The organism is Limnobacter sp. CACIAM 66H1 (assembly GCF_001601825.1).
In the GTDB taxonomy this organism is placed as follows: domain Bacteria; phylum Pseudomonadota; class Gammaproteobacteria; order Burkholderiales; family Burkholderiaceae_B; genus Limnobacter.
Genome location: NZ_LUJK01000009.1, coordinates 1 through 26,980, shown reverse-complemented (window position 1 = coordinate 26,980; position 26,980 = coordinate 1). Strand labels below are relative to the sequence as shown.

Annotated in this window: 22 protein-coding genes and 1 pseudogene; 14 read left to right on the top strand and 9 right to left on the bottom strand. The window is 53.6% G+C overall.

Annotated elements, in window-relative coordinates; all coding sequences use genetic code 11:
* Positions 1–16: 16 nt before the first annotated feature.
* Both A0129_RS04325 and A0129_RS04320 read left to right on the top strand, forming a co-directional pair.
* A complete protein-coding gene (locus tag A0129_RS04325) occupies positions 17–2,221 on the top strand; it encodes a TonB-dependent siderophore receptor (RefSeq protein WP_291712718.1) in 2,205 nt (734 codons plus the stop codon).
* A 15-nt stretch (positions 2,222–2,236) separates the two neighbouring features.
* Positions 2,237–2,917, top strand: a complete 681-nt coding sequence (locus A0129_RS04320; protein ID WP_105029546.1) for a Fe2+-dependent dioxygenase — start codon at positions 2,237–2,239, stop codon at positions 2,915–2,917.
* Positions 2,918–2,920: 3 nt separating this feature from the next.
* Here the strand turns inward: A0129_RS04320 and A0129_RS04315 are convergent, their stop codons facing one another.
* From A0129_RS04315 to A0129_RS04305, 3 genes and pseudogenes are all read right to left on the bottom strand, one after another.
* Positions 2,921–3,229 carry a DUF3325 domain-containing protein gene (locus tag A0129_RS04315; protein WP_105029547.1) on the bottom strand — a complete coding sequence of 103 codons (309 nt, stop codon included), beginning with the start codon at positions 3,227–3,229 and terminating at the stop codon, positions 2,921–2,923.
* Positions 3,222–4,941: pseudogene (locus A0129_RS04310) on the bottom strand (PepSY-associated TM helix domain-containing protein). The gene A0129_RS04315 and the pseudogene A0129_RS04310 overlap by 8 nt, the downstream one beginning before the upstream one ends.
* A gap of 12 nt (positions 4,942–4,953) precedes the next feature.
* Positions 4,954–5,253, bottom strand: a complete 300-nt coding sequence (locus tag A0129_RS04305; protein WP_105029548.1) for an iron uptake protein — start codon at positions 5,251–5,253, stop codon at positions 4,954–4,956.
* 134 nt (positions 5,254–5,387) lie between these two features.
* Between A0129_RS04305 and A0129_RS04300 the strand changes: the two genes are divergently transcribed.
* The gene (locus A0129_RS04300; protein ID WP_291712716.1) at positions 5,388–5,966 is read left to right on the top strand and encodes a hypothetical protein; all 579 of its coding nucleotides are present in this window, start codon (positions 5,388–5,390) and stop codon (positions 5,964–5,966) included.
* An 84-nt stretch (positions 5,967–6,050) separates the two neighbouring features.
* A complete protein-coding gene (locus tag A0129_RS04295; RefSeq protein ID WP_291712714.1) occupies positions 6,051–7,976 on the top strand; it encodes an alkaline phosphatase D family protein in 1,926 nt (641 codons plus the stop codon).
* 22 nt (positions 7,977–7,998) lie between these two features.
* Here A0129_RS04295 and A0129_RS04290 read toward each other — a convergent pair whose 3' ends face one another.
* Both A0129_RS04290 and A0129_RS04285 read right to left on the bottom strand, forming a co-directional pair.
* Entirely contained in the window at positions 7,999–9,132 is a 1,134-nt protein-coding gene (locus A0129_RS04290; RefSeq protein WP_291712712.1) for an efflux RND transporter periplasmic adaptor subunit, read from the bottom strand.
* A 3-nt stretch (positions 9,133–9,135) separates the two neighbouring features.
* Positions 9,136–12,258: an efflux RND transporter permease subunit gene (locus A0129_RS04285; protein WP_291712710.1), complete on the bottom strand. Its 3,123-nt coding sequence runs from the start codon at positions 12,256–12,258 to the stop codon at positions 9,136–9,138.
* 153 nt (positions 12,259–12,411) lie between these two features.
* Between A0129_RS04285 and A0129_RS04280 the strand changes: the two genes are divergently transcribed.
* Positions 12,412–13,302: a DMT family transporter gene (locus A0129_RS04280; protein WP_291712709.1), complete on the top strand. Its 891-nt coding sequence runs from the start codon at positions 12,412–12,414 to the stop codon at positions 13,300–13,302.
* Between the two features lie 8 nt (positions 13,303–13,310).
* Here A0129_RS04280 and A0129_RS04275 read toward each other — a convergent pair whose 3' ends face one another.
* From A0129_RS04275 to A0129_RS04265, 3 genes are all read right to left on the bottom strand, one after another.
* Positions 13,311–14,939, bottom strand: coding sequence for a pilus assembly protein TadG-related protein (locus A0129_RS04275; protein WP_291712707.1), 1,629 nt, complete (start codon positions 14,937–14,939; stop codon positions 13,311–13,313).
* Positions 14,932–15,369, bottom strand: coding sequence for a TadE/TadG family type IV pilus assembly protein (locus A0129_RS04270; protein ID WP_291712705.1), 438 nt, complete (start codon positions 15,367–15,369; stop codon positions 14,932–14,934). Before A0129_RS04270 ends, A0129_RS04275 begins: the two co-directional genes overlap by 8 nt.
* A 334-nt stretch (positions 15,370–15,703) precedes the next feature.
* Complete coding sequence (locus tag A0129_RS04265; RefSeq protein ID WP_291712703.1) at positions 15,704–16,276, bottom strand: hypothetical protein; 573 nt, start codon at positions 16,274–16,276, stop codon at positions 15,704–15,706.
* 133 nt (positions 16,277–16,409) lie between these two features.
* On the opposite strand from A0129_RS04265, the gene A0129_RS04260 reads away from it, so the two are divergent.
* The 4 genes from A0129_RS04260 to A0129_RS04245 are packed head-to-tail and all read left to right on the top strand — an operon-like array spanning position 16,410 to position 18,734.
* Positions 16,410–16,793 carry a PA2779 family protein gene (locus tag A0129_RS04260; RefSeq protein WP_040513516.1) on the top strand — a complete coding sequence of 128 codons (384 nt, stop codon included), beginning with the start codon at positions 16,410–16,412 and terminating at the stop codon, positions 16,791–16,793.
* On the top strand, positions 16,790–17,743 hold the full coding sequence (locus A0129_RS04255; protein WP_291712701.1) for a PA2778 family cysteine peptidase: 954 nt from the start codon (positions 16,790–16,792) through the stop codon (positions 17,741–17,743). The genes A0129_RS04260 and A0129_RS04255 overlap by 4 nt, the downstream gene beginning before the upstream one ends.
* Positions 17,743–18,006 (top strand): SemiSWEET transporter, encoded by a 264-nt coding sequence (locus tag A0129_RS04250; RefSeq protein WP_291712700.1) that lies wholly within the window; start codon positions 17,743–17,745, stop codon positions 18,004–18,006. The genes A0129_RS04255 and A0129_RS04250 overlap by 1 nt, the downstream gene beginning before the upstream one ends.
* Positions 18,003–18,734: an SDR family oxidoreductase gene (locus A0129_RS04245; RefSeq protein WP_291712698.1), complete on the top strand. Its 732-nt coding sequence runs from the start codon at positions 18,003–18,005 to the stop codon at positions 18,732–18,734. The genes A0129_RS04250 and A0129_RS04245 overlap by 4 nt, the downstream gene beginning before the upstream one ends.
* Before the next feature lie 23 nt (positions 18,735–18,757).
* Here the strand turns inward: A0129_RS04245 and A0129_RS04240 are convergent, their stop codons facing one another.
* A complete protein-coding gene (locus tag A0129_RS04240; protein WP_291712697.1) occupies positions 18,758–20,062 on the bottom strand; it encodes an NAD(P)/FAD-dependent oxidoreductase in 1,305 nt (434 codons plus the stop codon).
* Positions 20,063–20,248: 186 nt separating this feature from the next.
* Here A0129_RS04240 and A0129_RS04235 point away from each other — a divergent pair, with 186 nt between their 5' ends.
* The 5 genes from A0129_RS04235 to A0129_RS04215 form a co-directional block, all read left to right on the top strand.
* A complete protein-coding gene (locus tag A0129_RS04235; RefSeq protein WP_291712695.1) occupies positions 20,249–21,409 on the top strand; it encodes an efflux RND transporter periplasmic adaptor subunit in 1,161 nt (386 codons plus the stop codon).
* A gap of 24 nt (positions 21,410–21,433) precedes the next feature.
* Positions 21,434–24,568 (top strand): efflux RND transporter permease subunit, encoded by a 3,135-nt coding sequence (locus tag A0129_RS04230; RefSeq protein WP_291712693.1) that lies wholly within the window; start codon positions 21,434–21,436, stop codon positions 24,566–24,568.
* A 1-nt stretch (position 24,569) separates the two neighbouring features.
* Complete coding sequence (gene adeC / locus A0129_RS04225; protein WP_291712691.1) at positions 24,570–26,054, top strand: AdeC/AdeK/OprM family multidrug efflux complex outer membrane factor; 1,485 nt, start codon at positions 24,570–24,572, stop codon at positions 26,052–26,054.
* Positions 26,038–26,637: a TetR/AcrR family transcriptional regulator gene (locus tag A0129_RS04220; RefSeq protein WP_291712690.1), complete on the top strand. Its 600-nt coding sequence runs from the start codon at positions 26,038–26,040 to the stop codon at positions 26,635–26,637. The genes adeC and A0129_RS04220 overlap by 17 nt, the downstream gene beginning before the upstream one ends.
* Before the next feature lie 56 nt (positions 26,638–26,693).
* The coding region (locus A0129_RS04215; protein ID WP_291712688.1) for an iron chelate uptake ABC transporter family permease subunit at positions 26,694–26,980 on the top strand (287 nt) is incomplete at its 3' end.

Sequence of the window (26,980 nt, the reverse complement as noted above, 5' to 3'; positions counted from 1 at the left end):
ATTTTTTGAGACGACTATGCAGCACTCTCCCAAACCCATCGCACTTGCCGTGGCGCTGGCTTTAAGCAGCCTCGCCAACGCACATGCCCAAGAAAACCCCCAAACTTTGCCTGATGTGGATGTCATCGACTTCCGAGGCGAACAAATGGACAGCATCAAGTACACGCGCCCATTACAAGAAACTCCACGCATCATCACCGTATTGCCGCAAGATCTGCTTGAAGAACAAAACGTCACTTCGCTCAACGAGGCGCTGCGTAACATACCGGGCATCAGCCTTCAGGCTGGTGAAGGCAACCCACCGGGTGGTGATCAACTTAAAATTCGCGGTTTCAATGCCCGTGATGACATCAATGTCAACGGCATGCGCGACATTGGCAACTACTTCCGCGATCCGTTTTTCATCGAACAGCTGGAAGTGGTCAAAGGTCCGAACTCTGCGTTCTCGGGTCGCGGCTCTGCGGGCGGCACCATCAACTTTGTGACCAAACAACCTTTGGGTGTTGATTTCAATCGCGCAGAAGTCAGCGTGGGGACCGACAGCTATTTCCGAACCACACTGGACATGAATCGTGTGTTGGACGATGACGAAGCTTTGCGCATCAACTTGATGAAACACAGTGCAGACTTGCCCGGCCGAAACACGGCAGAAGAAGACCGCTACGGTGTTTATGCCGCCTACACATGGGGCTTGAACAAACCCACATCGATTACAGCCGATGTACTACACATCAAAACCAATGACATTCCCGATGCAGGTTTGCCTTTTGACCGCCGAAATGGCGGCACAGGTCGCCTGCCGGATGGCATCAACTTTGACAACTTCTACGGCCACACCAATGACTACAAAGACATTGAAGTGAACCAGATTGGCCTGGCAGTTCAACATGCACTGGCCAGCGGACAAGTGATTCGCAACCAAACACGCTTTGCACAAGTCGGCAACGACTCGATTACATCGTCCCCAAGATTTGTGGACAACGGAACGGGCGCTGGCAACAACAACCCTGCATCAGGCTTTGCTGTGGGTAATTTGAAGCCTCGTGATCAGGTCGACACCAGCTTCAGGAATCAGACAGACCTTTTGTTCAGCTTGAATACCGGCAGTATCCAACACGACATGGTGGCAGGTTTCGACTTTGGTTTTTATGAATATGAAAACCGACGACGCCTGGACACCAACGGCCCTGTCACCAGCCTGTTTAACCCCGCCGAACGCGAGTTCACAGGCACACTGGCCTACGGTGGCATTCATCGGTTCGAAACCGAAGAAATGGGCCTGTACCTGCTTGACACCATGAAGTTCAACGAAAAATGGGAGCTGAACGCAGGCATTCGTTACGACAAGGTAAAGGCCTTTGCGAATGAAGAAGATCGCCAAAATTCCACTGCCGCAGGCCTCACACCACAACAAGCCGAAAACCGCAGCTTCATGCGCGAAGACACGGAGACGAGCTATAGTTTGGGCCTGGTGCACAAGCTAACACCCAACCACGCCTTGTATGCCTCTTACGGCACAGCCTTCAACATTTCCGGTAACTTCGACCGCAACCAAATTCAACTGGCCGGCGGAAGTATGAATGATCGGGTGGCTGGCAACACATTCGATACTCCTACCGAGAAGATTCAGGCGTACGAACTGGGCAGCAAAATGACCATTGGTGCGGGGCTGGATATCAACGCTGCTGTATTCCGGACTGAGACTGATGAAGGTCGTCTGCCCGCGCCAGCGGCGGGCGGAGTCACCACGCCGAACGTGGAATATTACATTGATGGTTTCGAAGTACTCGTTGCAGGTCAAGTGACCAAGGCATGGAAACTTTACTCAGGCTACACCTTCCTTGAATCTGAAGTGACCAGTGCACCCACCTCACCCTTCTCTGTCGGGCAAGAATTGGGCGGCACACCGAAGCACTCATTCAATGTTTTCACTACCTACGACATCACACCCAAATTCACTTTGGGCGGTGGCTTGCAGTATGTGGATGAACAAACCAGTGGTGTTCAACCCAACACCACCGGTAACGTGAAGGTGAGCATTCCAAGCTACACCGTGGTTGACTTGTACACCACCTACAAATTCACCAAAGACGTTCAGGTTCGTGTGAACTTGTACAATGTGTTCGACGAACGATACATCTCTCAACTGGCTGAAGGCGGCGGACAAGGCATTCCCGGAGAAGGTCGTCAGTTGATCGCCACTTTAAGATACGACTTTTAATTAAACGACACACACATGCTGGTCACCATCGACAATATTCTCAGTACCGAGGAGCTTGCGAGCATCCACAAGATGCTCAAGCAAGCTGACTGGGCGACCGGTCAAAGTGCGGGCACACAGGCCCGCCTTGCCAAAAACAATCTTCAAATTCCGGAAGGGAGCGAAGTGTTGAGAGACCTGCGTGTGCTGGTGATGCGCGCGTTAAACAGAAGCAGCCGATTAATTTCGGCTGCCCTGCCCTACAAAATACTGCCACCCAACTTCAATCGCTACGCCGGTGAAACGAATCACTATGGCTTGCACACCGACAGCACTGTGCGTTATCTACCCGACGGCAGCGCGTTGCGCACCGACATTTCTGCCACGCTGTTTTTATCCAATCCCGAGGATTACGAGGGTGGTGAGCTGGTCATTGAAGACACCTATGGCATGCAAAACGTTAAATTGCCCGCGGGCAGCCTGGTGGTTTACCCGTCGGGCTCCATGCACCAAGTGAACCCTGTGACCCGGGGTGAGCGATTGGCCTGCTACATGTTCATGCAAAGCATGGTGAAAGATCTGGAATGCAGGCGCCTGCTGTTTCAAATGGATGAATCCCTCATCAAATTGCGAACGCAATATGGCGAGGGTCACCCGGAGCTGGTTCGGCTTACAGGTTTGTACAACAATCTGTTGAGAAAATGGACTGAGTGTTAAGGATCAAAAACAAAACGCCTTCAGCAGTCGGGGTCGATGTGCGAGTATAAACGCCACCGCCACAGCAGACCCAACCATCAACATGATCCACACCAGTGCCGCAATCGAAGGTCGATCTGCAACAAGGCACACCACCAGTGACACAACAAGGGCAAGATAACCCAACAGTTTCAACACCGTTCGAGGTGGTTGGCTATCGGCCAAGGGAATCTGCTTCACCTGTGCCCAATGCACATCCATGGACAAGGCCAACCACGCCATGCCCACCAGGCTGAGCAAAGCGGCGGCAGTTAAATAAAATGCCTCAGGCATGGGCCACCTCACCCGTGTCAGATCCAGATTGTTTTTCAGTTTTACCAACCGGCACATCCGCACCACGCTCTCGGCGTGCAAGTTTCAATGCCGCCCAGCCGCTCATCACGGCACACGCCATCAGGCTCAAATCAACGCCTGCGACAGGCCAATACGTGTCAGTGAACACTGTTTTGATCAAATGGTCGCCAGTGGTGGCCCAGTTCAACAGAACCGCTGAAATACTGAGTGCTACTACTCCCCAGCATTGCTCACGCCAGGCCGGGTTGAACAAACCATGTGCAACAGGCGCACTGCGAACGTAAGCATGAACAAAGCTAAGGCCCCACACAGTCCAGAATGCAGCTTTTTCCCAATCGGCCTTGCCCAACAGGTCCGCTGGCAAAATTCGATTGATGACCAGCATACCGACTGCGGCCATCACCATGCCGGTCACTGTAGTAACGGCCAATGAATCGACCACACGGCTACCATTGCTGCCGCTTTTTGCATGTTGGGATTTTCGTTTTTCAACGAAGAAAATAAAACCAGTCGCAATACACACGGCACCGAGCAAGCCACCCAAGACATACAGCCAACGCAAGAACCAGTGCTCAAAGTGCTGCAAATGCAAGCCCGTCAGGAACTCATTCACCTCAGATACCGGCGTGCGTGGCGGGTCTTCGCTGAGCACTTCACCCGTGCTGGTTTTAAAATGAATGCCCTCGCCCACCAAGGCCACGCGGTCACTGCCAGCGCGGTAAATGCTCACATAACTGTTGGCATCGCCTACGTGGTGCATCACCAGAAAACCAACTTCACCCGCCATGTCGCGAGCTGCCCAACGGCGTTTGGCCTCTTCCACCATGGCATCCACACTGCTCATGGTGCCTGGCACACCCGCTGCCTCATGCGGCAAACCGGTGGCGGCCGCCTCGTGAATTTCATGTTGCTTGTGCAGGGGGTCAAGCAGAGTGCTGGTCACCGGCAAAAAATAAAAACTGGCAAAAATAACCAAACCCGTGAATGCAAAAAAAGAAATGGAATGGCAAAGCCACCACACCAGTCAGGTTGTGCAAATCCAGGCTGGCACGTTGTGTTCGCTTCCAGGGGCGGAAGGTGAAAAACTCGCGGAACACCTTTCGGTGCATGATGACACCCGTCACCAAGGCCGCAAGCATCATCAATGCGGCAAGGCCAACAATCCAGATGCCCAGGTTTTTCCACTTCAGCTGCAAACTGTAGTGCATGGGATAAAACCAGTGACTGCCAATTTTCAACTTGTCGTCTGGCAACACTTCGCCAGTTCGGGGGTCCAGCGTCACGTTCTTGTGAATGTGGTTGTGGTCTTCCGGGTTCTTCGCCAATGGCACACCATAACCCACACCGGCCGCCAACACAGGGTCGCGGTGGGTCACATAAGCCCAGTATTCATCGACAGGCAGTTCAGTGCGAGGTGTCATCTCGCCTTTGGCTGGGTCGTGCAGCCTGGGCATGTTGGTGGCGTAGTCCACCTCATCGGGCTCCAGCTGTTGCAAAGCAGGCAGAAGCACTTTGTCGAAGGACGGCATGGGCTGCGCATCGAACCGGGTTTCAGGAATGGCCCAGCGATCAATCTCCCGGTCAAACACCGACAACGATCCAAAGAAAAAACAGACCATTAACACAAAGCCCAACACCAAACCGAACCAGGTGTGAACCCAGGTCATGGACAATCGAAAATTACTGAACACCAAACTTCCCCTTCAAGACAACATGCTTTGCTGAATCCACCAGGCCGACAGGGTCATCAACACCCCACCCCCTGCCAACACAGCCCACACACGGGCCACACTGCTGCTGGCAAAAGCCCACAGAAAAACGCCCAGAAACACCAGAAATGCAAGCATCAAAATACCGGTTTCGGCCTCATGAAAATCAACACCGAGCGCGGCAAGGCCGGCGATGCCCAAGGATGAAAAACCCCACGTGAATGCATAGCCGCCCAGTAGCGCTGACAACACCCGATTCACAACCCAGTAGTTGAGACTGCCGACCTTATTCATTGCTGAAACGCTCATATTTTTTTAATGAACAGTAATGATAATTATTCTTACTTATTTAATCAATTGATACAGCGATTTAATTTGTTGATTGATCTGCTACGATCAGGGCCTTGCGGTTCACATGGATGGTCAACATGCCTATGTCCAAAGCCAAAATCGGCACATTACTGATGCTCTTGGCCTGCCCCGCCTTGCAAGCTCAAACTCCAGCCCCGGAACAGGCAAATGAAAGCGACTTGCGGGCCTGTTTACAACTCGAACAGCAGGGCCTGAAGCGGTTCAACACACTGGAGCAACGGGCCAGCGACCTGCGTGGCAGCGAGAAACTCTTAAGCGAGCGGCGCGTTGCCTTGCAAAACCAGAAAGCCAAACTGGATGCGGGCAAGCCCGATCAAAAGGCAGTTGCGAATTTCAATGAAGCGGTGAACACCTTTAACCTTCAGGCTGACCAGTTGAATGCAGACAAAGCTGAGTTTGAGAAAGAGTCAGCTACTTACGACAACTGGGTCAACAACAACCTGAAACCGGTGTGCAACAAGGTGATCAACAAACCGGTGAATCCGGTGACGTCGTATTACGCTTGCGGCTTTAACAGCACACAGCCGCTGGTCGATGTGCCCCACTGCAAAACCCTGCCCAATCTGGACAGCCTGAAAACCTGCATTCAAAAAGCAGGCAGCAAAACTGCCGCCTTGGAGGCTTGCAAGGGGTAACCCATGTGTGGGCTGTCCACCAAATTACTAGCTAAACGTTGATAGGGTTTGTGCATTGTTCTCACACCTCACCCCAATCGCAGTATGAGCATCAACACCCTTCTGGCTGGCCCCGTGTTGCGTCGCATGCAAAGCGAGCGAATCACTTTGTGGTTGGCAACATCGCAGCCCGTGCAATGGCGGCTTGCCCTGTTTCCGGACAAACATGACTCGCAGGTGCATGAAATTCGTGGGCATTGCCGTGCATTGAAAGTGGCCGAGCACTATTACATCCACCTGATTGACCTGCCTTTGAACATGCCTCTGCCGGCCGACACCTGGGTGGGTTATGAACTCAGCTACAAACATGGGGCAGATGGCGAATGGATCAACCTGACCCAGGAAGCACCACACTTGCTTTACCCGGGCAGAAGTACGCTGGGGTTTGTCATTCAAAGCCAGGTTCGCAGCGTATTACACGGTTCTTGCCGCAAGCCGCATTACGCCCGCAAAGAGGGTAGCTCAGCCGGCGATGGGCTGGTTCGGGCAGACCAACACTTGCTGGAACTGGCCGCCACACCCACTGAATGGCCAGCACTGCTGATGATGGGTGGCGATCAAATTTACACCGACGACGTAGCGGGCCCCATGCTGGTGGCCATACACCGCTTATTGGATGAATTGAATTCGCCAGCCGAGCCTTTGCCGGGCACCCAACTGCACAGCAGCCATACCCTGCACCGCGACCAGCCGCACTATTACACGCGCGATCAACTGTTGCCAAAAACCAAAGCCAACAAAGACATTCGCACCGTGCTGTTCACGGGTGTGAAAAAACCCGTGTTCACCACTGACAGTGCCCGAAACCATTTGATCTCCCTGTCCGAAGTCATGGCCATGTATTTGTTGGTGTGGTCTCCCATTCCCTGGCGCTACACCGACATGACCATCCCACCAGAAGTGCCCACTGAATTTGCAGAACGCTATGAAGCACAACTGGAAGCGATGGAAGAATTTGTCGCGGAACTGGACTGTGTGCACCGCTTGATGGCCCACATACCAGTGGCCATGATGTTCGACGACCATGACATCACCGACGACTGGAACCTGAGTGCCGAGTGGGAAGAAACTGCTTACGGTGAGCCATTCTCCCGTCGCATCATCGGCAATGCGCTGGTGGCTTACCTGGTGTGCCAGGCCTGGGGCAATGCGCCAGAAAACTTTTCCGATGACATGATGAAGCGCTGCGATGAGGCGCTGCAATTGCCCGGCGAGGAAGCGCATGAAGATCTGATTTCCGAGTTGATTGCCTTTCGCGGCTGGCAATACAAGTGGGACACCAAACCTGCTTTGATGGTGATTGACACGCGAACCAACCGCTGGCGGTCGGAATTCAACCCGGCTCACCCCTCGGGGCTGATGGATTGGGAGTCATTGTCAGAGTTGCAGCAAAGGCTGCTTGGCCATGATGCTGTGTTGCTGGTCTCACCTGCCCCAATGTTCGGTGTCAAATTGATTGAAACCATCCAAAAAGTGTTTACCTGGTTTGGCAAACCCTTGATGGTCGATGCGGAAAACTGGATGGCTCACCGAGGCGCCGCGAATACGCTACTGAATTTGTTCCGGCACGGTAAAACACCCCAAAATTTTGTGATTCTTTCTGGCGATGTGCACTATTCATTCGCTTATGAAGTGGAACTTCGCAGCAAGAAAAACAGCCCCAATATCTGGCAAATTACCAGCAGCGGTTTCAGAAATGAATTTCCGCGCAAACTGCTCGACATTCTCGATCGCTTGAATCGATGGCTGTACGCACCTTGGTCACCTTTGAACTGGTTCACCAAACGCCGAAAAATGCGCATTGTGCCGCGCAAACCCGACCATGGCAGTCGTGGTGAGCGCTTGGTCAACGGCAGTGGAATCGGTTTGCTGACTCTGGATGCTGCCGGTGCACCATTGAAAATTACACAACTGCTGGCCGATGGCGACACCATTGAATTTCGCAAGCGCATGGAGGACGAAGCGCACTAGCGAATGGACTGGGCCGAGGCTTTCAGCTTGCTGCAGGCTTCGCCACTTCCACCTGCTGGCCTGGCTTCAATAAAGCGTTGGGGTTCACCACCACGCGGTCCTCAATATTCACGCCCTGAACTACCTCTACCGTGGTCGGGAAATTTTTACCCAAGGTAATTTTTCTGAACTCAACCTGATTGTCGGCATTCAACACCACCAAAGTAGCACCACCATCCCGATACACAATGGTGTTGGCAGGCACGGTGACGCTGTTGCCTTTGCCGTTTGATTCAATTTTCAAGTTGGCATTCAACCCTGCAGGCAAGGCCAGTTCACGGTTGTCAAACTCATACTCAATTCGTACTGTGCCAGTATCCGCGCGCAATTCCTGGGACGAACGCTTGAAATTGACGGCAACCATTTGTCCCGGGCGCTCGGCAATACTCAGGCTGGCTTTGCTGGCCTGCTCAATGCGAAACAACTGGGGTTGCGGCACATCGACCTGCACACGAATCACATCACTGTTGATGATTCGGTAAAGCATTCGGGTGTCATTCGGGCTGACACGGTCGCCCCGGTCAATATTGCGTTCAGTAATTACGCCATCAAAGGGCGCCTTCAAAGTGAGGTAAGCCACTTCACTTTGCAGGCGGGCCACCTCTGCTTTTGCAGCACTCAAATTGGCCTTGGCCACTTCTTCAATGCCCATCAACTCATCGACTTGCTGGGCCGACACCGCACCTGCAGTGCCCAATGGCTCTACGCGTTCCCGATTGCGCGTGGCTACCAGCAATTCTGCTTCGCGTTGTTTCAATGCAGCCCGCGCAGAATTCAGTGATGCTTCCAATTCGGGTGCAGAAATACGTGCAAGTACCTCGCCTGCTTTGACTCGTGTACCAATGTCAGCATACCGTGCTTCGACAAACCCTGAACTGCGGGCAAACAGGCTGGCCTCGCGCGAAGGTGCCAGCCTCGCTGCGAATTGAATTTCACTGCTGGCCTGCGACAACGCAGGTTGCACCACATTTACCACGGGCAGGTTTGCCTGATTTTGGGCCGGTTTTAAATTGGCTTTGGCATCCTGCCCCCAATAGGCGAAACCTGCACCGCCAGCAATCAGCACGGCCACAGCAGATCCGAATAGAAACTTCTTGCTCACAAGTGGTGTATTCACGGTTTACTCCTCAACCAGCGGTTTGCCGGGTACTGCGTTTTTCATCGCAAATGTGAAAATCAAAGGCACCAAAATCAAGGTGGCCACCGAGCCTGTCATCAATCCGCCAATCACGGCGCGGGCCAATGGCGCGTTTTGTTCAGCGCCCTGCCCCAACGCTGTGGCCATCGGGATCAAACCCACGATCATGGTCAACGCGGTCATCAGAATTGGGCGAATTCGCTGACGCACAGTTTGCAACGCAGCCTCCCAGGCACCCATGCCCTGAACCCACGCGTCTCGGGCAAAAGACGTCAGCAACACGCTGTTGGCCGTGGTGATGCCCATGGTCATGATCAAACCCATAAGCGCAGGAACACTGATCGGTGTTCCGGTGACATACAAGGCAGCCACCGCACCCGAGAGCGCCACCGGCAAACTGCTCAAGGCCACAAAAGGCAAAACCCACGATTGAAAGTTGAACACCATCACCAGCACAATCAAGGCCAAGGCACCCAGCAAACCAATCGCCAGTTCCCTGAAGGCTTCGGTCATCGCGGTGGCCTGCCCATTGATCTCAATTTTGTTGCCAGGCTTCAAACGCGACTGCAAATCTGCCACCGCCTCTTGAGATTGCGCTGCAAGCACCTTTAAATTGTCGCCCGGCGCATTCGCCAGTACGCTGACCACCGGTTGCAGGGTGGAACGCACCACGGTAGCCGGTACAGTGCGCGGAGTGATCGTAGCGATTGCACCCAGTTGAATGCTTTCTCCGCTCGGCGTTGTAATAGGCAAACGCAACAAATCTTCTGCTGAGCCAATGGTTTGCAACGGAGCCTGCACCTGCACCACATAAGAAATACCCGCGCGCGGATCCGACCAATAACTGGGTGCCACGGTGCCACCTGTGCCCAGTACACCCAACAAAGTTTGAAGAGCATCCGCCGAAGTTACCCCCAAGGCAAGGGCACGGTCGCGGTCAATCGACACCATGTACTCTGGCAAATTGCCCACCTGCCGCAACATCAAATCGCTGATGTCACTGGAGCCATCCAGTTTCTTGAGCAACTCTTGGGCAATACCCATATTGCCAGGCACATCACGGCCAATCACCCGGATTTCAGTCGACGTTGGGGTAAGGCCGGAGAGTGTTTGATTGGTGATGTCGGCGGGTAAAAACAGAAACTTGAAATCAGGGTAACGTTGAGTCAGCTCCTCGCGCAGCAGGGTTTGATACTCAAAAGTACTCGCCTTCCTGGGATTTAACTCGATCAGCATTTCACCATCGAAACCGCCAATCGTCATGGTGTCGACCCACGACATGTTCACGGGGTCGGGCTGCCCAATCAATTCCACAATCTGCTTGACTTCATCCGCAGGAATCAACTCACGAATGGTGGTTTGCACCTGTGCAAACTTGTTGGCGGTTTCCTCCACACGCGTGCCTGCCGGGCCGCGCACGTACAGCTTCAACAAGCCTGCATCGGTGCGCGGGAAATACTGTTGCGGGCTGATGGCCAGCAAAGTGCCTGCGCTGGCCACAATCAACACCACCACCAACGCCACCACGGGCCACTTGGCGCGCAGGGCAGGCAGTCGGTTGGCAATGCCGTCACCCAAACGGTCAATGGAGGCTTCAAGCGTGTGAAAACCCTTGTAGTGTTTGTCATTCTTGCCGAGATTTAGTGCAGCAAGGGTAGGCACCACAGTTCTCGAAAAGAAGTACGACGCCGCCAACGCAGCAATCACTGTGATGGCCAATGGCTGGAACACATAACCCGCAATGCCCTCCAGCAAGAAAATGGGCGTGAACACAATGCAGGTGGACAGGGTGGACACGAATTCAGGGAACGCCACTTGTTTGGCCCCCGCCAAGGCGGCCTGCGGTGCACTCAGCCCCAAACCGATGTTGCGGTTGATGTTTTCAATTTCAACCATGGCGTTGTCCACCAGAATACCCACCGCAAGGGCAAGACCGGCCAGGCTCATCAGGTTAAGGGTATGCCCTGTCAGTTTGACTGCAATCACCGCGACCAACAGTGAAAGTGGAATCGATACCAGAACAATAAGACTGGATTTAATCGACCCCAGGAAAATGAACACCACCAGGCCCACGAGGAAACCCACAATCAGAATTTCCTTGGCGATGATGTCTACCGCACTTTGTACAAACACGGACTGATCAAAAATCGGAGTAATTTTTGCACCCGCGGGCGCCGCAGCTTGAATTTCTGGCAGTCGCTCTTTCACTTTCTTGATGATGTCGGTGGTGGAGGCATCGCCAATTTTGATCATCGACACCAACACGGCGCTGCTGCCGTCCACACGGGTCAGGTTGGTTTGAATGGCACCACCATCGCGCACATCGGCCACATCACGAAGCTTGATGATTCTGCCATCCCTGGCACTGATGGGCAGGTTGGCAAACACCTCAGCGCTTTCCGGACTTGCATCAACGGAAATTTGCATGTCGCGCGTACCCTCACGCACATTGCCTGAAGGCAGGGTGAGGTTTTGCTGGTTCACAGCCTCGGCAACATCGGCTGCAGAGAGTCCAAATGCCGGGAGCGCATCGGGTTTCAAATCAATCATGATTTGTCGAGTGGCACCGCCATAGGGCAAAGTCAGGCGCATGCCGCCAATGCTTTGCACCTGCCCGCGCAATTGAATTCGTGCGTAATCGGCCAATTGGCTTTGGCTGAGCGTGTCAGAAGACACCACCATGCTGAGAATTGGGCGACTGGACAATGAATTGCGCACCACGATGGGAGGACTGGTCCCCGCAGGCATGCGACGCAAAATGGTTTGCGAAATTGCACCGACCTGGGACAAGGCCACATCAATTTCCACATTGTCCTGAAACACGATCCGAACCAGGCCCACACCATTAAACGTTTCGGAGGAAATTTCCTTCACGTTGTCCACGTTGTTCAACAAGGCGAGCTCAGAGAACGAGGTAATCTTGGTGGCCATTTCACGGGCATTCAGACCCTGATAGGTCCACACCACATTCACCACCGGAGTTTTTACTTCAGGAAGAATATCAACCGGCAATTGCCGTAAGGATGACAAGCCCAGAATGAACACGAGAATTGCCAACGCGCCCATTGAGTAGGGTCTTCGCAATGCGTACTTCACCAACCACATTGTTAGTCCTTTAACTGCTGCCTCTTTGCACAGCCCACTTTGAGCGCCGTTGCTCGAAAATGTTCAAAATATTTGAGAATTATTCTCGAATCCCTGCAAAGGGATCGCTAATTTAAGCATACTTGCGCATTCACTCACCACCTGCTGAAAACCATGAGTCAAGCCAGTGCACTGCGATTGTTGTTGCTGTCCATGATCTGGGGCTCGTCGTTTGTGTTTTACAAAATTGCAGCCGCCGACATGGCACCTACTTTGATGGCAGCGCTTCGGGTGGTGTTCGGCGCACTGTTTCTGGGCGGACTTTTTGCACTCACCCGCAAGCAAACCCAGGTTGGAAAGCGCTGGAAGTTAATTGCGGTGATTGCCGTATTTGCCTCTGCCTTGCCTTTCACTTTGGTGGCCTACGCCTCGTTCACGGTCACCGCGTCGGTGCTGGTGATCATCAATGCCACGGCTCCAATTTGGGCTGCACTGGTCGCCCTGGTTTGGACTCGCGCAGTACCCTCGCCCATGGCCTTGCTCGGGCTTGTGTTGGGTTTACTGGGTGTTGCCATAATCGTGGGTTTTGATGCAGCGACCCTCAACACGGAAGGGACTGGACTGGGGGTTGCTGCGGCACTGGCCGCTGCGGCTTGCTATGGGATTGCCACCAACATGGCTAAATACCTGGGCAGTGACATTGACCCGCTCACCAATGCATTTGGCTGCCTGTTGATGGGTTCATTTATTTTGATGCCATTTGTGCCGTTCAACCTGCCTGAGCAAATGCCCGCAATGAGCAGCTGGCTGGCCATTCTGGGTGTGGGTGTGTTGTGCAGTGGTGTTGCTTACCTGCTGTATTTCAGGCTGGTCATGGACATTGGCCCCACCTCAGCACTTACCGTCACTTTTTTAACCCCGGTATTCGGCGTGCTGTGGGGAAACCTGTTTCTAGGTGAAACAGTGGGTTGGCACACCTTGATTGGTGGCTTGGTGGTGTTGGCTGGTACAGCCTTGGCGGCTGTGTACGGCCTGCAAAAAAACGAAGCCGTTCCTGTGGACTGACATTGATTTCAACGCGTCAACACCACACTTTGACAGTCCATGGAATCCACATTGACTGTCACCGTGTTCAGATCCACGCCCAACACCTGCAACAAACCATCAAGGATATTGCCTACCAGTCCCAGAATGGGACTTAACACGGGTTCAAGTGCATTGAGCAACAGGTTTACCAAACCGTTCACAACGCCGTTAATCAACGGGCCAACCAGTGGCAGTTCAATACCAAGGTCCAATTCCGTGTTTTGCAGCAAATTGCCCAGCGTTTCCCCCACACTCAGTTCAATGGTTTCGCTGAAAGGCGCCATGCCATCGAAGCTGTGTTGAACAGGGTCGGAGCGCAAACTGGTCTCGGCTGCCAAAGTAACGCCGGCATTCACCAAGCCCAGAAAATTCACATTCAGGATATCGGCAGGTGCTCCGCACTCGAGTGACCCCACAGTGGTGTTCAAATTGCCCGCGCTGTCCGAAATGCACACTTCTGCTACAGCAGGTACCACGGTCATTACCATGTTGTTGGTTGAACGGGGGTAACGACAGGTCAACTCATTTACCTCGGCCAATCCACCTGCTACCCGCAGTTGAAGCCCAAGATCGAGCGCACTTAAATTAACAAGTGCCAGATTAAGATTCAAAGGCTGGCGCACTCGCACATCCAGTGCAACCTGCGCTGTTCGACCCGTGGCGATGGGGTCTTTGTAGGGCATTTTTCGGCCCACAAACACCTGTGGCGCTTCCAGAATATTCACGCCGACATCCAGATTCAGCAAACCCGATGAAATAGGCAATACATAACCCACTCCTTCCACCGCGTTCAACACAGTGACCTGCGCAAGCTGACCCAGATTGACATCCAGGGTGGTGTTGGTTCGGCCAGACAAATCGAGCGCCAACAAATCCCCAACGGTCACATTGACGTTATTCAATGGTCCACTCAAGGCACTCAGAATACCTTCAACTTCCATTTTGTCGGCTGCATCGGCATTGCCTACCAACAAGGCGTCTTGCAGCAAGCCCAATGCCGACACGTTCAACGACAACAAGTCATTGACATTGGCCACACCCAATTCTGTAGCCAAGGCCAATAAATCCACACGGATGTCACTGCCGAGCAAACCGCCCCACTGGGCCACCGTCAAATTGATCGCACCACCACCCAAAGCGGTCAACAGGCCATTCAACAAGGCAGACTGGTTGGTGTCCACACTGACCAGGCCGCTGGACACCGACCCCACCACTGTGGGTGCCACGGTTGCTTCGGCCAGTACCGACACATCACGGTTTGGCAAGAAAGCCAGCAAACCATTGACCGGACGAACAATCGTGACCCGGCTGGTAATGGAGTTGTCGCAATCATTGGTAGGTGCATTATCGATGATGCACTCGATGGTCAAATCATCGTCTTCGCTCAGACCATTGGCCTGTGCGATGGCCTGCGCCTCGGCGAATTCAGGTCCGTTGGCCATTTGGCGGGCAGCGGTCAGGGCAACCAGATCGGCGACCCCTTGCAAGCGGGTTTTCTCCCAGGCCATGTGGCCCACAGCCAACACGCCAAGTGCGCCAACACTCATGATGAGTACGAACACGGTCAATAGGGAATAAGCACCGCGTTGCGAGCGCCGAGAACGTCGATTAACCATCATTGGGCTCCACACGTGTTGTGGACTCTGCTGACAAATTCTCGGGCAAAGGAATGAAGAAGGAATTCCCGACCAGCGGGTTGCTGCTGTAATTGGGGTAATCGAGACGCACCCGCAGGCAGGTTGAATCGCCGCAAGCAAAAGAATTCACGGAAGGCACAACGCTGTCCCGGAAAGAACCTACATAGCTGGGCAACATGTCTTCCAGCGCGTCTTGTGCAAGGACTTCATAATCGCTGACAGCAAAACCGCTGCGGTAGACCGTGGCTTGGCGGGCCGCCTCGCTGGTGGTGTTGTTCATGATCAACATCGCACCCAACAACACAGAGTATTCAACGATCGCGAAAATCACAGCCAGCAATATGGGCAGTGTCAGCACCAACTCGATCATGAGCGCACCTTGCTGACGTAATTTGGACCGAATTTTCATGGTGGGATCGTCTTTGCCGAATGGGTTAGTCAAAAAGTGTTAATCAAAACATTACCTAATCACTTTGCCATTCGACACTGAAAATAATAGGGATGAATAGGATGAATTTTACCCTCTTATTTGGGTAAAAGAAAAATATTTCACTTACATTTCAATTAGATAAAGCTTATCGCGATATCAAACCCAAATTCAATCAAACAATTGATCGATAACTCATTGGCTTACATTATGTCAGATTTTTACTTACAAATGATTACCCTGTCTTGGTAAAAAAACAAAAGCCGGCTGAACCAGCCGGCTTTGTGAATTCAAACTAAAACTGATTTTTTACAACTTAGTCGTCTCGACCTCGACCATGTTTGCCATGTCCATGGCCCCGATCATCGTGTTTCCAGTGTTTTCCATGTCCACGGTGATCGTGGTCACGGCGATACTCACGGTAATCACGGCGATCATAGTCGCGGCGATCGTAGTCCCTGCGATCATAGTAGTCGCGGCGGTCATAACCTCCACGGTTTACATAGGTCACACGGTCACGATAAATATAGCGCTGCTCAATGTAACGTGGGCTGAAGTCGTAGTAATCGCGAGACTTCACGAAATACACCGGCCGTGAACATGCATCATAACGACCGCAATAGCGACCCCATTTTTTCAGATGCCCCGGTGGCACGTGCAGGTAAATTGGCGAAAGAATTCGCGAGGGGCGAGTCACGATCAGCGGTTCTGCATAGACCAGCGTTGGGTAGCGCCCGTTGTCGATATTGACAGAGCCATATACGCCAGGAAGCACCTCCCCGCCAACGCCGATGGAGATGTTAACGGCCTGAGCCTGTAGGGGTGCCATCAGAAGACCAGTCAAAACAGCAAAGCTGGCCGAAAAAATCCTGAACAATCGAGTTTTCATCACAAATCCTCCTTGCTGTGATGTCAACTAAAACGCAACGGCCTTCGTTTGGTTGACTCGGAATAAATGAGCAGTAAAGCTTGTTTAACCCTATGATGGTCTTTCCCACACACAAGAATGATGGAGTTATAAAATGACTAAAACTATGCGCGCAACAGCAATGGCAGTTTTGTTGAGCTTTTCAAGCAGCTTTATTGTGGCACCAGCCCACGCAGCAATCGTGAGCACCGAAGAAGCGGTTGCCATGCATCAGCAAGACCGTTCCGAACTCAAACAATTCTTTGACCGTGAAGACATTGCCAAGGCCCTGCAAGCTCACGGCGTCAGCCCTGAAGTTGCCAAGGCCCGTGTGGATTCAATGACCGAAGAAGAAGCACAGAAGCTGGCCGCCCACATTGAGAATGCGCCCGCAGGCGCCGGTATTGTTGGTGTACTATTTACTGTCTTCATTATTTTGTTGGTAACCGACATTCTTGGCCTGACCAAGGTATTTCCGTTTACCCGTTCCGTTCGATGAAATTACGTTTTCCTAGTACCGCCTGGGCCCGCATGGCGGGCTCAGCAGTACTTGTAGGGCTGTTGGCTTCCTGTTCAGTTTTGCCAACAGTTCCACAAGATCTTCAAAACACCGTCCAGACTCAAGCCCCGGTTGAACTCAAAAATGTGCCTTTTTTTGCACAAGAGGAGTTTTATTGTGGTCCGTCCACCCTGGCCATGGTGCTCAACCATGCCGGTGAAAACACCGATCCGAACAAACTGGCTGAACTGGTTTATCTGCCTGGCCGCCAAGGCAGCCTGCAACTTGAAATGCTGGCTGCGCCACGCCGCTTGGGCTACCTCAGTTACCAAATAGAACCCAAGCTACCCGCCCTGTTTGAGGCCCTCAATGCTGGCGCACCCGTGGTGGTTTTGCTGAATCTTTCCTTGCCGATTGCACCGCAATGGCACTACGCCGTGGTGGTGGGCTACGAGCCTGGCAGCAACAGCATGATCTTGCGCTCCGGCCCGAAGGAACGTGAGTTGATTCCCGTGGCCACTTTTCTGAAGCTTTGGGAACGCTCACAAAACTGGGGCTTCACTGTGATTAAAACCACGGTCGAGCCTCCCAGCTATGTCAATGCCCAAGGCTATTTGAATTCGGCGGTTGCGCTTGAGCGCTCCAACACCGAAAAGGCTGGCCAGGCTTACCAGCAAGGTGCAAAAACATGGCCGACCGAGCCCTGGTTTCATTTCGGTTTGGGGAACCTGGCCTACGGCGCAAAAAGTTACGTAGAGGCCGAGCAACATTACCGCAAGGCCGTCGGTGTATACCCGGACATGGCCGACGCCTGGAATAACCTGGCCGAGACCTTGATCAAACTGGATCGCAAAAATGAAGCCCGTGCGGCAATCAACAAAGCAATTGCCATCGGCGGCGGGCGCCTTGCGGCTTACAAAGAAACAGCCCAGAAAATACAGGCCGACTGATGCAGCTTGATTGGGCCCAAGCCTTGGGCTTTGTGGCCGCAGCGCTCACCACTTTCGCCTTTATTCCACAAGTGGTGTATTGCTGGAAAACCCGTGACACGCGAAGCATCTCACTGGGTATGTACGCGTGTTTTTGTTTGGGTGTGCTGTTGTGGCTGGTTTACGGCCTACTGGTGCAGCAATGGCCTGTTGTGGTGGCCAATGCAGTCACATTGTTGCTCGCCAGCTCCATTTTGTATTTGAAACTGAATCAAAAATCATGATCAAGGCAATTTTGACGGGGCATAGCAAAGGGCTGGGCCTGGGCATCGCTCGGGCCTTGTTGAAACGGGGACATGCTGTATTGGGCATTTCCCGATCACAAAACACTGAACTTCAACAGCAATACAACGAAGATCTTCAGCAAATCAGCCTGGATTTGACACAACCGTCAGCGCTTGAACAACTTGAAAGCAGCACTCAATTGCGGAAATTCATTGCAAGCGCAACACAATTGCTTTTGATTAACAACGCGGGCTTGGTGTCACCGATTGGGCCACTGAATGCCCAAGCCAATGGCGACATTTCCCGCAGTGTTCAGCTCAATATTACAGTGCCTTTGGCCCTGAGCGCCCTGCTGGCCCGAGAAGTTCAGGGCAACCAACAACTTCGAATACTGCATGTCTCCAGTGGCGCAGCTCAAAGTGCTTACCCGGGCTGGAGCGTGTATTGCGCCACCAAGGCCGCGCTCGACATGCACGCACGGGCTGTGCAAGAAGACCAACTTCCGAATGTTGCCATTTGCAGCCTGGCACCCGGGGTGATTGACACCGCCATGCAAACACAAATTCGGGAAACCGACGAATCGCTTTTCCCCAACAAACAACGATTCATCCAGTTAAAAAACAGCAATTCTCTCAGCAGCCCAGAGTCAAGCGGTGAACGCTTGGTGCAGTACCTGTTGAGTCCGAATTTCGGCAGGCTTGCTGTGGACGATCTACGCGCCTACTGACCCGCAAACCCGCCGAAACAGGTTTAGTGCAGCTTCACCAAGGGTGTGGCGCGTTTGAGCAGAAAACGCGCCATGGCGAGTAAAAAAGTTTTCATGCCGCCCAGCACGGCATAGTGGTGCATCAAGTGCAAACTCGCGTACATGCTGCGTGCAAAAAAACCTTCCACAAACATGCTGCTCGCTTTGAATAATCCGCCCATCAAACTGCCCACAGAGCTGCGAGAACCCAGAGACACCAAAGAGCCATGGTCCTTGTACAAATAAGGCTTGCTCGACGCTGGCTTGCCGCGTTCGGCGTTCATGATGGTTTTGTAAATGTAATCAGCCTGCTGGTGCGCAGACTGTGCGCGGGGCGGAACCATACTGCCATCAGGTTGCACACAGGCTGCACAATCACCCAACGAAAAAATGTGCTGCTGACCCTTCACCCGCAAATCGCCCTCCACTTCCAGCTGATTGTTGCGGTTCACGGGCAAACCCAGATTGGCGAGCCAGGCAGGTGCCTTAATGCCCGCGGCCCACACGCACAAATCGGCCTTGTAGCGGTTGCCACTGGCGTCCTCCACTTGCTTGGGTGAAATTTCCACCACCCTGCAATTGTTGACTACCGTAATGTGGCGCTGCTCGAGCAAACGCAAGGCCGCGCTCGACACACTTTCTGGCAGCACAGGCAGAATGCTGGGAGCTCCTTCCAGAATGGTGATGGTCACATCGCTGGCTGCGTTTATACGGCTGAAACCATAACGGCTGTGAACGTGGCTGGCTTCCCGCAACTCCGCGGCCAGCTCAACACCGGTGGCACCGGCGCCAATAATGACTATGTCCAGGCTCGCCGATGGATCCAGTTTCTTGCGCAAATCAAGCGTGGCCAAATGCTTGAGCATTTTCAAGCGGAAGCTCTCGGCCTGTTGCGGCCCGTCCAGCGAAATGGTGAAGTCTTGCGCACCTTTCACACCAAAATAATTGGATTGACTGCCCACGGAAATCACAAGCGTTCCAAACTGCAACACGCGCCTGGGCAACACCTCATCGCCCACGTCGTCACGAACCGCAGCAATTTCAAGCTGTTTGCTGTGGGCATCCAGCCCCTCCATGGCACCCAGTACAAAGTTAAAACCATTGTTGTGGGCCAACATGGGATAAGACAAACCTTCCTGATGAATGTCCAGCGTGCCCGCCGCCACTTCATGCAGGGAGGGTTTCCAGATGTGGTACATCTTGGCGTCGATCAGCGTCACGCGGTCAGGCCCCAGCTTGCGCCCGAGTTTACAGGCCAACTCCAAGCCGCCTGCACCACCACCGACAATCACGATTGATGAAAGGTCCAAATCTTTTCCCCTTGATATAAAACCAATTGATCACATTAGAAGCCTAAGCGGTCTCTTCAGCAAATCCCATTCCTGCCCAGTGGTAAACCCCAAATTGACACCCAATTTTTTCAATGAAAAAATGAACGTTCATTCAGCATTCTAGTCTACTTACTGTTCCCGCATTGCTTATTTCGAGGTAGTACCATGATTAATAAAAGAAAAATGGCGCTGGGCACCAGCGCCTTGTTGACTGTTGGCACGTTGACCCTGGCCGGTTGCGGCAGTCAAGAAGGCGGTGCAAATGCAGCAGCTGCCCCCGCTTTGCCCAAAGTTCGGGTGTTTGAGGTGGCCGCAAAGCCAGTGTCGCTCTACACCGAATTGCCTGGCCGAACCAGCCCTTACCTCATTGCCGAGGTGCGCCCCCAAGTCAATGGCATTATCAAGGCACGCCAGTTTCAGGAGGGTGGCGACGTAAAAGCAGGCACCTCCCTGTATCAAATTGATGCTTCCACCTACCAGGCCGAATATGCCAGCGCCAAAGCCATGCTCGAAAAGGCGGAAGCCAACCTCACCAGCGCAAAAATCCGGAATGATCGCTTCCAGGAACTGGCCAAGCTCAATGCCGTGAGCCAGCAAGAACGTGATGATGCCTATGCCGCCTTGAAACAGGCCGAAGCGGATGTAGCTTCAGGCAAAGCTGCGGTGCAATCGGCACAAATCAACCTGAACTACACGAAAGTGACTGCACCCATCAGCGGTCGAATTGGCCGCTCGAGCATTACACCGGGCGCATTGGTGCAGCAGGGTCAAGCCAGCCCGCTGACCACCATTCAACAACTGGACCCCATCTATGTGGACCTCACTCAATCGACCAGTGAACTGCTTCAACTCAAGCGCGACCTGGAAAGTGGTGTTCTGAAAAGCGCAGGAAAGGACGCGGCAAAAGTCACATTGAAACTTGAAGATGGGTCCAGCTACGCGCAGGAAGGCAAGCTGCAGTTCAGTGATGTAACCGTGGACCAAAACACCGGCACCGTAACCCTGCGTGCGGTATTCCCCAACCCTAAACTGCAATTGTTGCCCGGCATGTATGTTCGAGCTTCACTTGAAGAAGGTGTGCGCGAAGACGGCATTTTGGTGCCGCAGAAGGGAATTATGCGCGATGCAACCGGTGCACCTTCGGCCTTCGTAATAGGCGAGGACAACAAAGTTGAAAAGCGCAGCGTAGAGACAGCCAGGGCCATTGGCGACCAATGGTTGATTGCAGAAGGCCTTCAGGCAGGTGATCGCCTGATTGTCGAAGGTATCCAGAAAGTTCGTCCCGGTCAGGAAGTGGAAATCCTTTCCGACTCTGAGAACAAGTAAATAACGCCTGGCAGGAGTAGTACCATGTCCCGATTTTTTATTGATCGCCCCATTTTTGCGTGGGTGATCGCGATAGTGATCATGCTGGCCGGCGCGTTGGCCATTTTCAACTTGCCTGTGGCGCAGTATCCAGCCATTGCACCGCCCGCCGTTACCATTCAAGCCACCTACCCCGGTGCCTCCGCAGAAACCCTGCAAGATTCGGTCACCCAGGTAATTGAGCAACGAATGACCGGCCTGGATGGTTTCCGCTACATGAAGTCCACCAGTGACTCCACTGGTCGACTGCGAATCGAGCTGACTTTTGAACCAGGTACCAACCCTGACATTGCTCAGGTTCAAGTTCAAAACAAATTGAGCCTGGCCGTGCCCTTGCTGCCCGATGCGGTACAACGCCAGGGTATTCAGGTGACCAAAAGTTCAACGGGTTACCTGCTGGTGATCGCCTTCACAGCCGTGGATGGTGCATACACTTCTACTGAGCTGGCCGACTTCATCACCACCAATGTACAAGACACCATGAGCCGCGTGAACGGTGTGGGTGAGGTACAGGTGTTTGGTAGCCCTTATGCCATGCGCATCTGGTTGAACCCGGACAAAATGAATCAGTTCAAGGTGACGCCTGGCGATATTCGCAATGCGGTGCTGGCCCAGAACGCACAGGTGTCTGCAGGTGAACTGGGCGGTGCACCGGCTGTGAAAGGTCAAACACTGACTGCAACCATCACCGCACAAACCTTGCTTGAAACACCGGAGGACTTCGAGCAAATCATTTTAAGAACCGCCGGAGACGGTGCCACTGTGCGCCTGAAGGACGTGGCTCGAATTGACTACGGCAGTGAGAACTACAATATTTTGCCCCGCTGGAACGGACGTAATGCATCGGGTATCGGTATTCGTCTGGCCTCGGGTGCCAACGCACTGGACACCGCGGAGGGCGTGATCGCCGAAATGGAGCGCATCACTCCCTTGATTCCCGAAGGCATGGAATGGGATGTGGCTTACGACACAACTCCATTTGTAAAAATCTCGATTGAAGGCGTGGTCAAAACCCTGATCGAGGCGATTATTCTCGTGTTCCTGGTGATGTACCTGTTCCTGCAAAATTTCCGAGCGACGCTGATTCCAACCATCGCCGTGCCCGTGGTGTTGCTGGGTACGTTTGCAGTGCTTTCTGCATTCGGTTTTTCAATCAACACACTGACCATGTTTGCCATGGTACTGGCCATTGGCCTGCTGGTGGACGACGCCATTGTGGTGGTTGAGAACGTGGAACGTGTGATGGCCGAGGAAGGTTTGTCGCCTTTGGAAGCCACACGAAAATCGATGGACCAAATTACCGGTGCCTTGGTGGGTATTGGTTTGGTACTGTCGGCGGTATTTGTGCCCATGGCATTTTTCCCGGGCTCGGCAGGTGTTATTTACAAGCAGTTTTCAATCACCATTGTGTCAGCCATGGCCTTGTCGGTGATTGTTGCACTGGTGCTGACACCGGCCTTGTGCGCCACCATGCTCAAGCCCATTGAGAAGGGTCACACCCACGAGAAAAAAGGATTCTTCGGCTGGTTCAACCGCAAGTTTGATTCAAGCAATGCGCGCTACCAAAGCGCGGTGGGTCGCATGCTGCACAAATCGGGGCGATACCTGATTATTTACGGTGGCCTGTTGGCTGTCACCGCCTTCATGTTCACCCGCTTGCCCACTTCATTCCTGCCCGATGAAGATCAAGGCGTGTTCTTCACGCAGGTGCAATTGCCGGCGGGTGCCACGCAAGAACAAACCTTGCAAGTATTGGCCAAGATGGAGGACTACTTCCTCAATGAGGAAGGTGACAATGTGAAGTCCCTGTTCACCGTGGCAGGTTTCAGTTTCTCGGGCACGGGTCAAAACTCAGGCATTGGCTTTGTGAGGCTGCGCGACTGGAGTGAACGCCCCGGCAAAGAAAACTCCGCGGCTGGCATTGTTCAACGTGCCTCGGCTGAATTCGCAAGCTGGCCAGAAGCACAAGCTTTTGCCTTTGCACCCCCAGCCATTCGGGAATTGGGCAATGCCTCCGGCTTTAACCTGTTCATTCAAGACCGCACTGGTTTGGGACGTGATGCGCTGATTCAGGCCCGTAACAGCATGATTGGCGAAGCCGCGAAAAACCCGATATTGACGGGTGTTCGCCCCAATGCGACTGCCGACACTCCGCAATATCAGCTTGATATTGACAACGCCAAAGCTGGCGCACTGGGTGTCACGGTTTCAGAAATCAGCGACACGCTCACCTCGGCCTGGGGTGGCAGTTTCATCAATGACTTTCTGGACCGAGGTCGTGTGAAGCGCGTGTACATGCAGGCCGATGCGCCATTCCGCATGTTGCCCGAAGACCTGAACCGCTTCTACGTACGCAACAGCGACGGCGAAATGGTGCCCTTCTCCAACTTCTCGTCAGCAGAGTGGTCCATGGCCTCTCCACGCCTTGAGCGTTACAACGGCCTTCCCGCTGTTGAAATTCAGGGGCAGGCTGCACCCGGCATGAGTTCAGGCGACGCCATGGATGCCATGGAGGCGATTGCAGAAAACCTGCCTGAGGGCATGGGCATTGAGTGGACCGGTTTGTCCTACGAGGAACGGCAGTCGGGTTCGCAGGCACCACTGCTCTACGCCTTGTCATTGTTGATCGTGTTTTTGTGTCTGGCAGCCTTGTATGAAAGCTGGTCCATTCCTTTCGCGGTCATGCTGATTGTGCCCCTGGGCGTGGTGGGTGCACTGCTTGCGGCCAGTGGCCGTGGCTTGGCCAACGACGTGTACTTTCAGGTGGCCTTGCTGACCACAGTGGGCTTGTCGGCCAAAAATGCAATCCTGATTGTGGAATTTGCCAAGGAGCAATTCGACCAGGGCCGCGATTTGCTGGAGGCCACACTGGATGCGGTACGCATGCGTTTGCGTCCCATCATCATGACCTCGCTGGCCTTTGGTTTGGGTGTGGTGCCCTTGGCCATCTCGACCGGCGCCGGCTCAGGCAGCCAGAATGCAATTGGTACCGGCGTACTGGGCGGCACCATTTCTGCAACCGCGCTGGGCATTTTCTTTGTACCCATGTTCTTTGTGGTGGTCACCCGCTTGTTTGGCAAAAAACGGGCCGGGAAAAACGCCACTGCACAGGGAGAATGACATGAACAAGATTCACGCATGGAAACTCACACCAGTGGTGTTTGCGCTGGCCTTGGCCGGTTGCGGCACACTGGCTCCAAGTTATGAACAACCTGCCGCGCCGGTGGCCAGCAACTGGCCCGAGGGTGAGGCCTACCAGCCCGACAGCCCTGCAGCGCAGGCGGCAATTGACCTGGCCTGGCGAGATTTGTTTGTGGACCAGCGCCTGAAGCAATTGCTGGAACTGGCCTTGAAAGAAAACCGGGATTTAAGAATTGCAGCGCTGAATATTGAGCGGGCACGTGCGCTCTACCAAGTGCAGCGCAGCGATTTGTTTCCCACCATTTCTGCTGACGGTGAAGGCAATCGTCAACGCTTGCCCGCTGATTTAAGCGGCGGTCGCTCTGGCGGTGCCACCCCGAAACAGTACAGCGCAACAGTGGGTTTTGCTGCCTATGAACTCGATCTGTTTGGCCGGGTGCGTAGCCTCAATGAAGAGGCCTTGCAGCGTTTTCTGGCCACCGAAGAAGCACGCAAAAGCACACAAATCAGCTTGATCGCAGAGGTGGCCTCCAGCTACCTCACCCTGGCCTCTGATCAAGCCTTGCTTGAACTGGCGCAAGACACCCTGAAAAACCAGCGTGATGCCTACGATTTAATCAAGCGCAGTTTTGATTTGGGTGTGGCCTCTCAACTTGATTTGCGCCAGGCTCAAACCAGCGTCGAAGTGTCCCGCGCCGATGTGGCCCGGTTTACACGTGCTGTGGCCCAAGACCGCAATGCGCTCGAGCTGCTGGTGGGCAAAAACATTCCGAAAGAATTGCTGCCTGACAGCAACCTGGAGGGTGCCGCAGCGATGGTTGAACTTCGCGCTGACATTCCCTCCGAGGTATTGCAACGTCGCCCGGATGTGGAGTCAGCCGAACGTCTGCTTCAAGCCAGCAATGCACGTATTGGCGCAGCCCGTGCCGCATTTTTTCCCAGCATCACCCTGACCGCTGATGCAGGCACTGCCAGCTCCTCGCTGGATGGCCTGTTTGAATCCGGCTCGCGCACCTGGAGCTTCATTCCCAGAATCAACTTGCCGATTTTTGATGCTGGCCGCAATAGTGCCAACCTCGAGGTCGCAAAAACAGATCAGCAAATTGCATTGGCTGAATATGAAAAAACAGTACAGGGCGCATTCCGTGAAGTGGCTGATGCCCTGGCTGCACGGGGCACACTGGATGCAGAACTGGATGCACAAAATGCCTTGGTGGAAGCCACCTCGGAAAGCTACAAACTCAGCGAGGCCCGGTTTAAACGTGGCATTGACAGCTATTTGAATGTGCTCGATTCGCAAAGGGCGCTTTATTCAGCACAACAAGACCTGATCGCAGTTCGACTGGCGCGCACTGCCAACCTGGTGACCTTGTACAAGGCGCTGGGTGGTGGCTGGACTGAGAGTGACGCTAACCTGGCGAGCGACTATCCATCGAGGGGAGGCAGCTATGATCAACGAGGCTAAAACCGTGACCAGCAAAGCGGAACTTCGCCGTCAGCAAATTCTGGATGCAGCCGCCGAGTGTTTTCGGAAAAGCGGCTTTCACGGTGCAAGCATGTCCGAGATTGCGAAATCTTTTGGCATGAGTGCCGGGCACATCTACAACTACTTCGAAAGCAAGGAAGCGATTATTGAAGCCATGGTCAAGCGTGACCTGGACCAAGCGCTTGAGCGAATCGCAAAAATTCAAGGTGAGAAAGACATTCTGAAAGCCATGCTGGGCACGGTGGATGAGGGTGTGCAGCGGCGCATTGACCGAAGCGAACTTGATACGGAGATTTTGGCAGAGGCTGCACGAAACCCGAAAATTGCCGCCACGGTTCAAGGCACCGACGCAGTGATTCGAGAGAAGGTGACGCATTTGATCAAAGGTATTCAGCCTTTGAAAGACTCGCCACCCTGCGAGTTTAATCTGGCTGCGAAATCCACGATTCTGATGGCCTTGTTTGATGGACTCCAAATTCGGGCCATACGCGACCCGGACATCAAGGCTGACGACATTGCCCGTGTGTTGAAAAGCGTCATACAGCAGATGCTTCAAAGCTGAGATTGGCGCGGCAGGCCTGGGGTATACTCGGGCTCTATTTCACTGCCGCGCCCCACATGCCACGAGCTGTCCTTCCCTACAGCCTGCCCTTGCTGCTGATCGTTTTGATCGGCATTGCTGCACTGTCGCTTACCCTGGGCGCCTACCCCTTGAGCATTCCTGAAAGCCTGCGTGCCTTGTGGGGTACCGGCGAACCAATCGCAGTGCAAGTGGTTCAAGACATTCGGCTACCCCGCACGCTCGGTGCCATTTTAGTGGGCGCTGCATTGGCGGCAGCAGGTACGGCCTATCAGCTGCTGTTTCGAAACCCGCTGGTGTCGCCCGATATTTTGGGTGTGTCCTC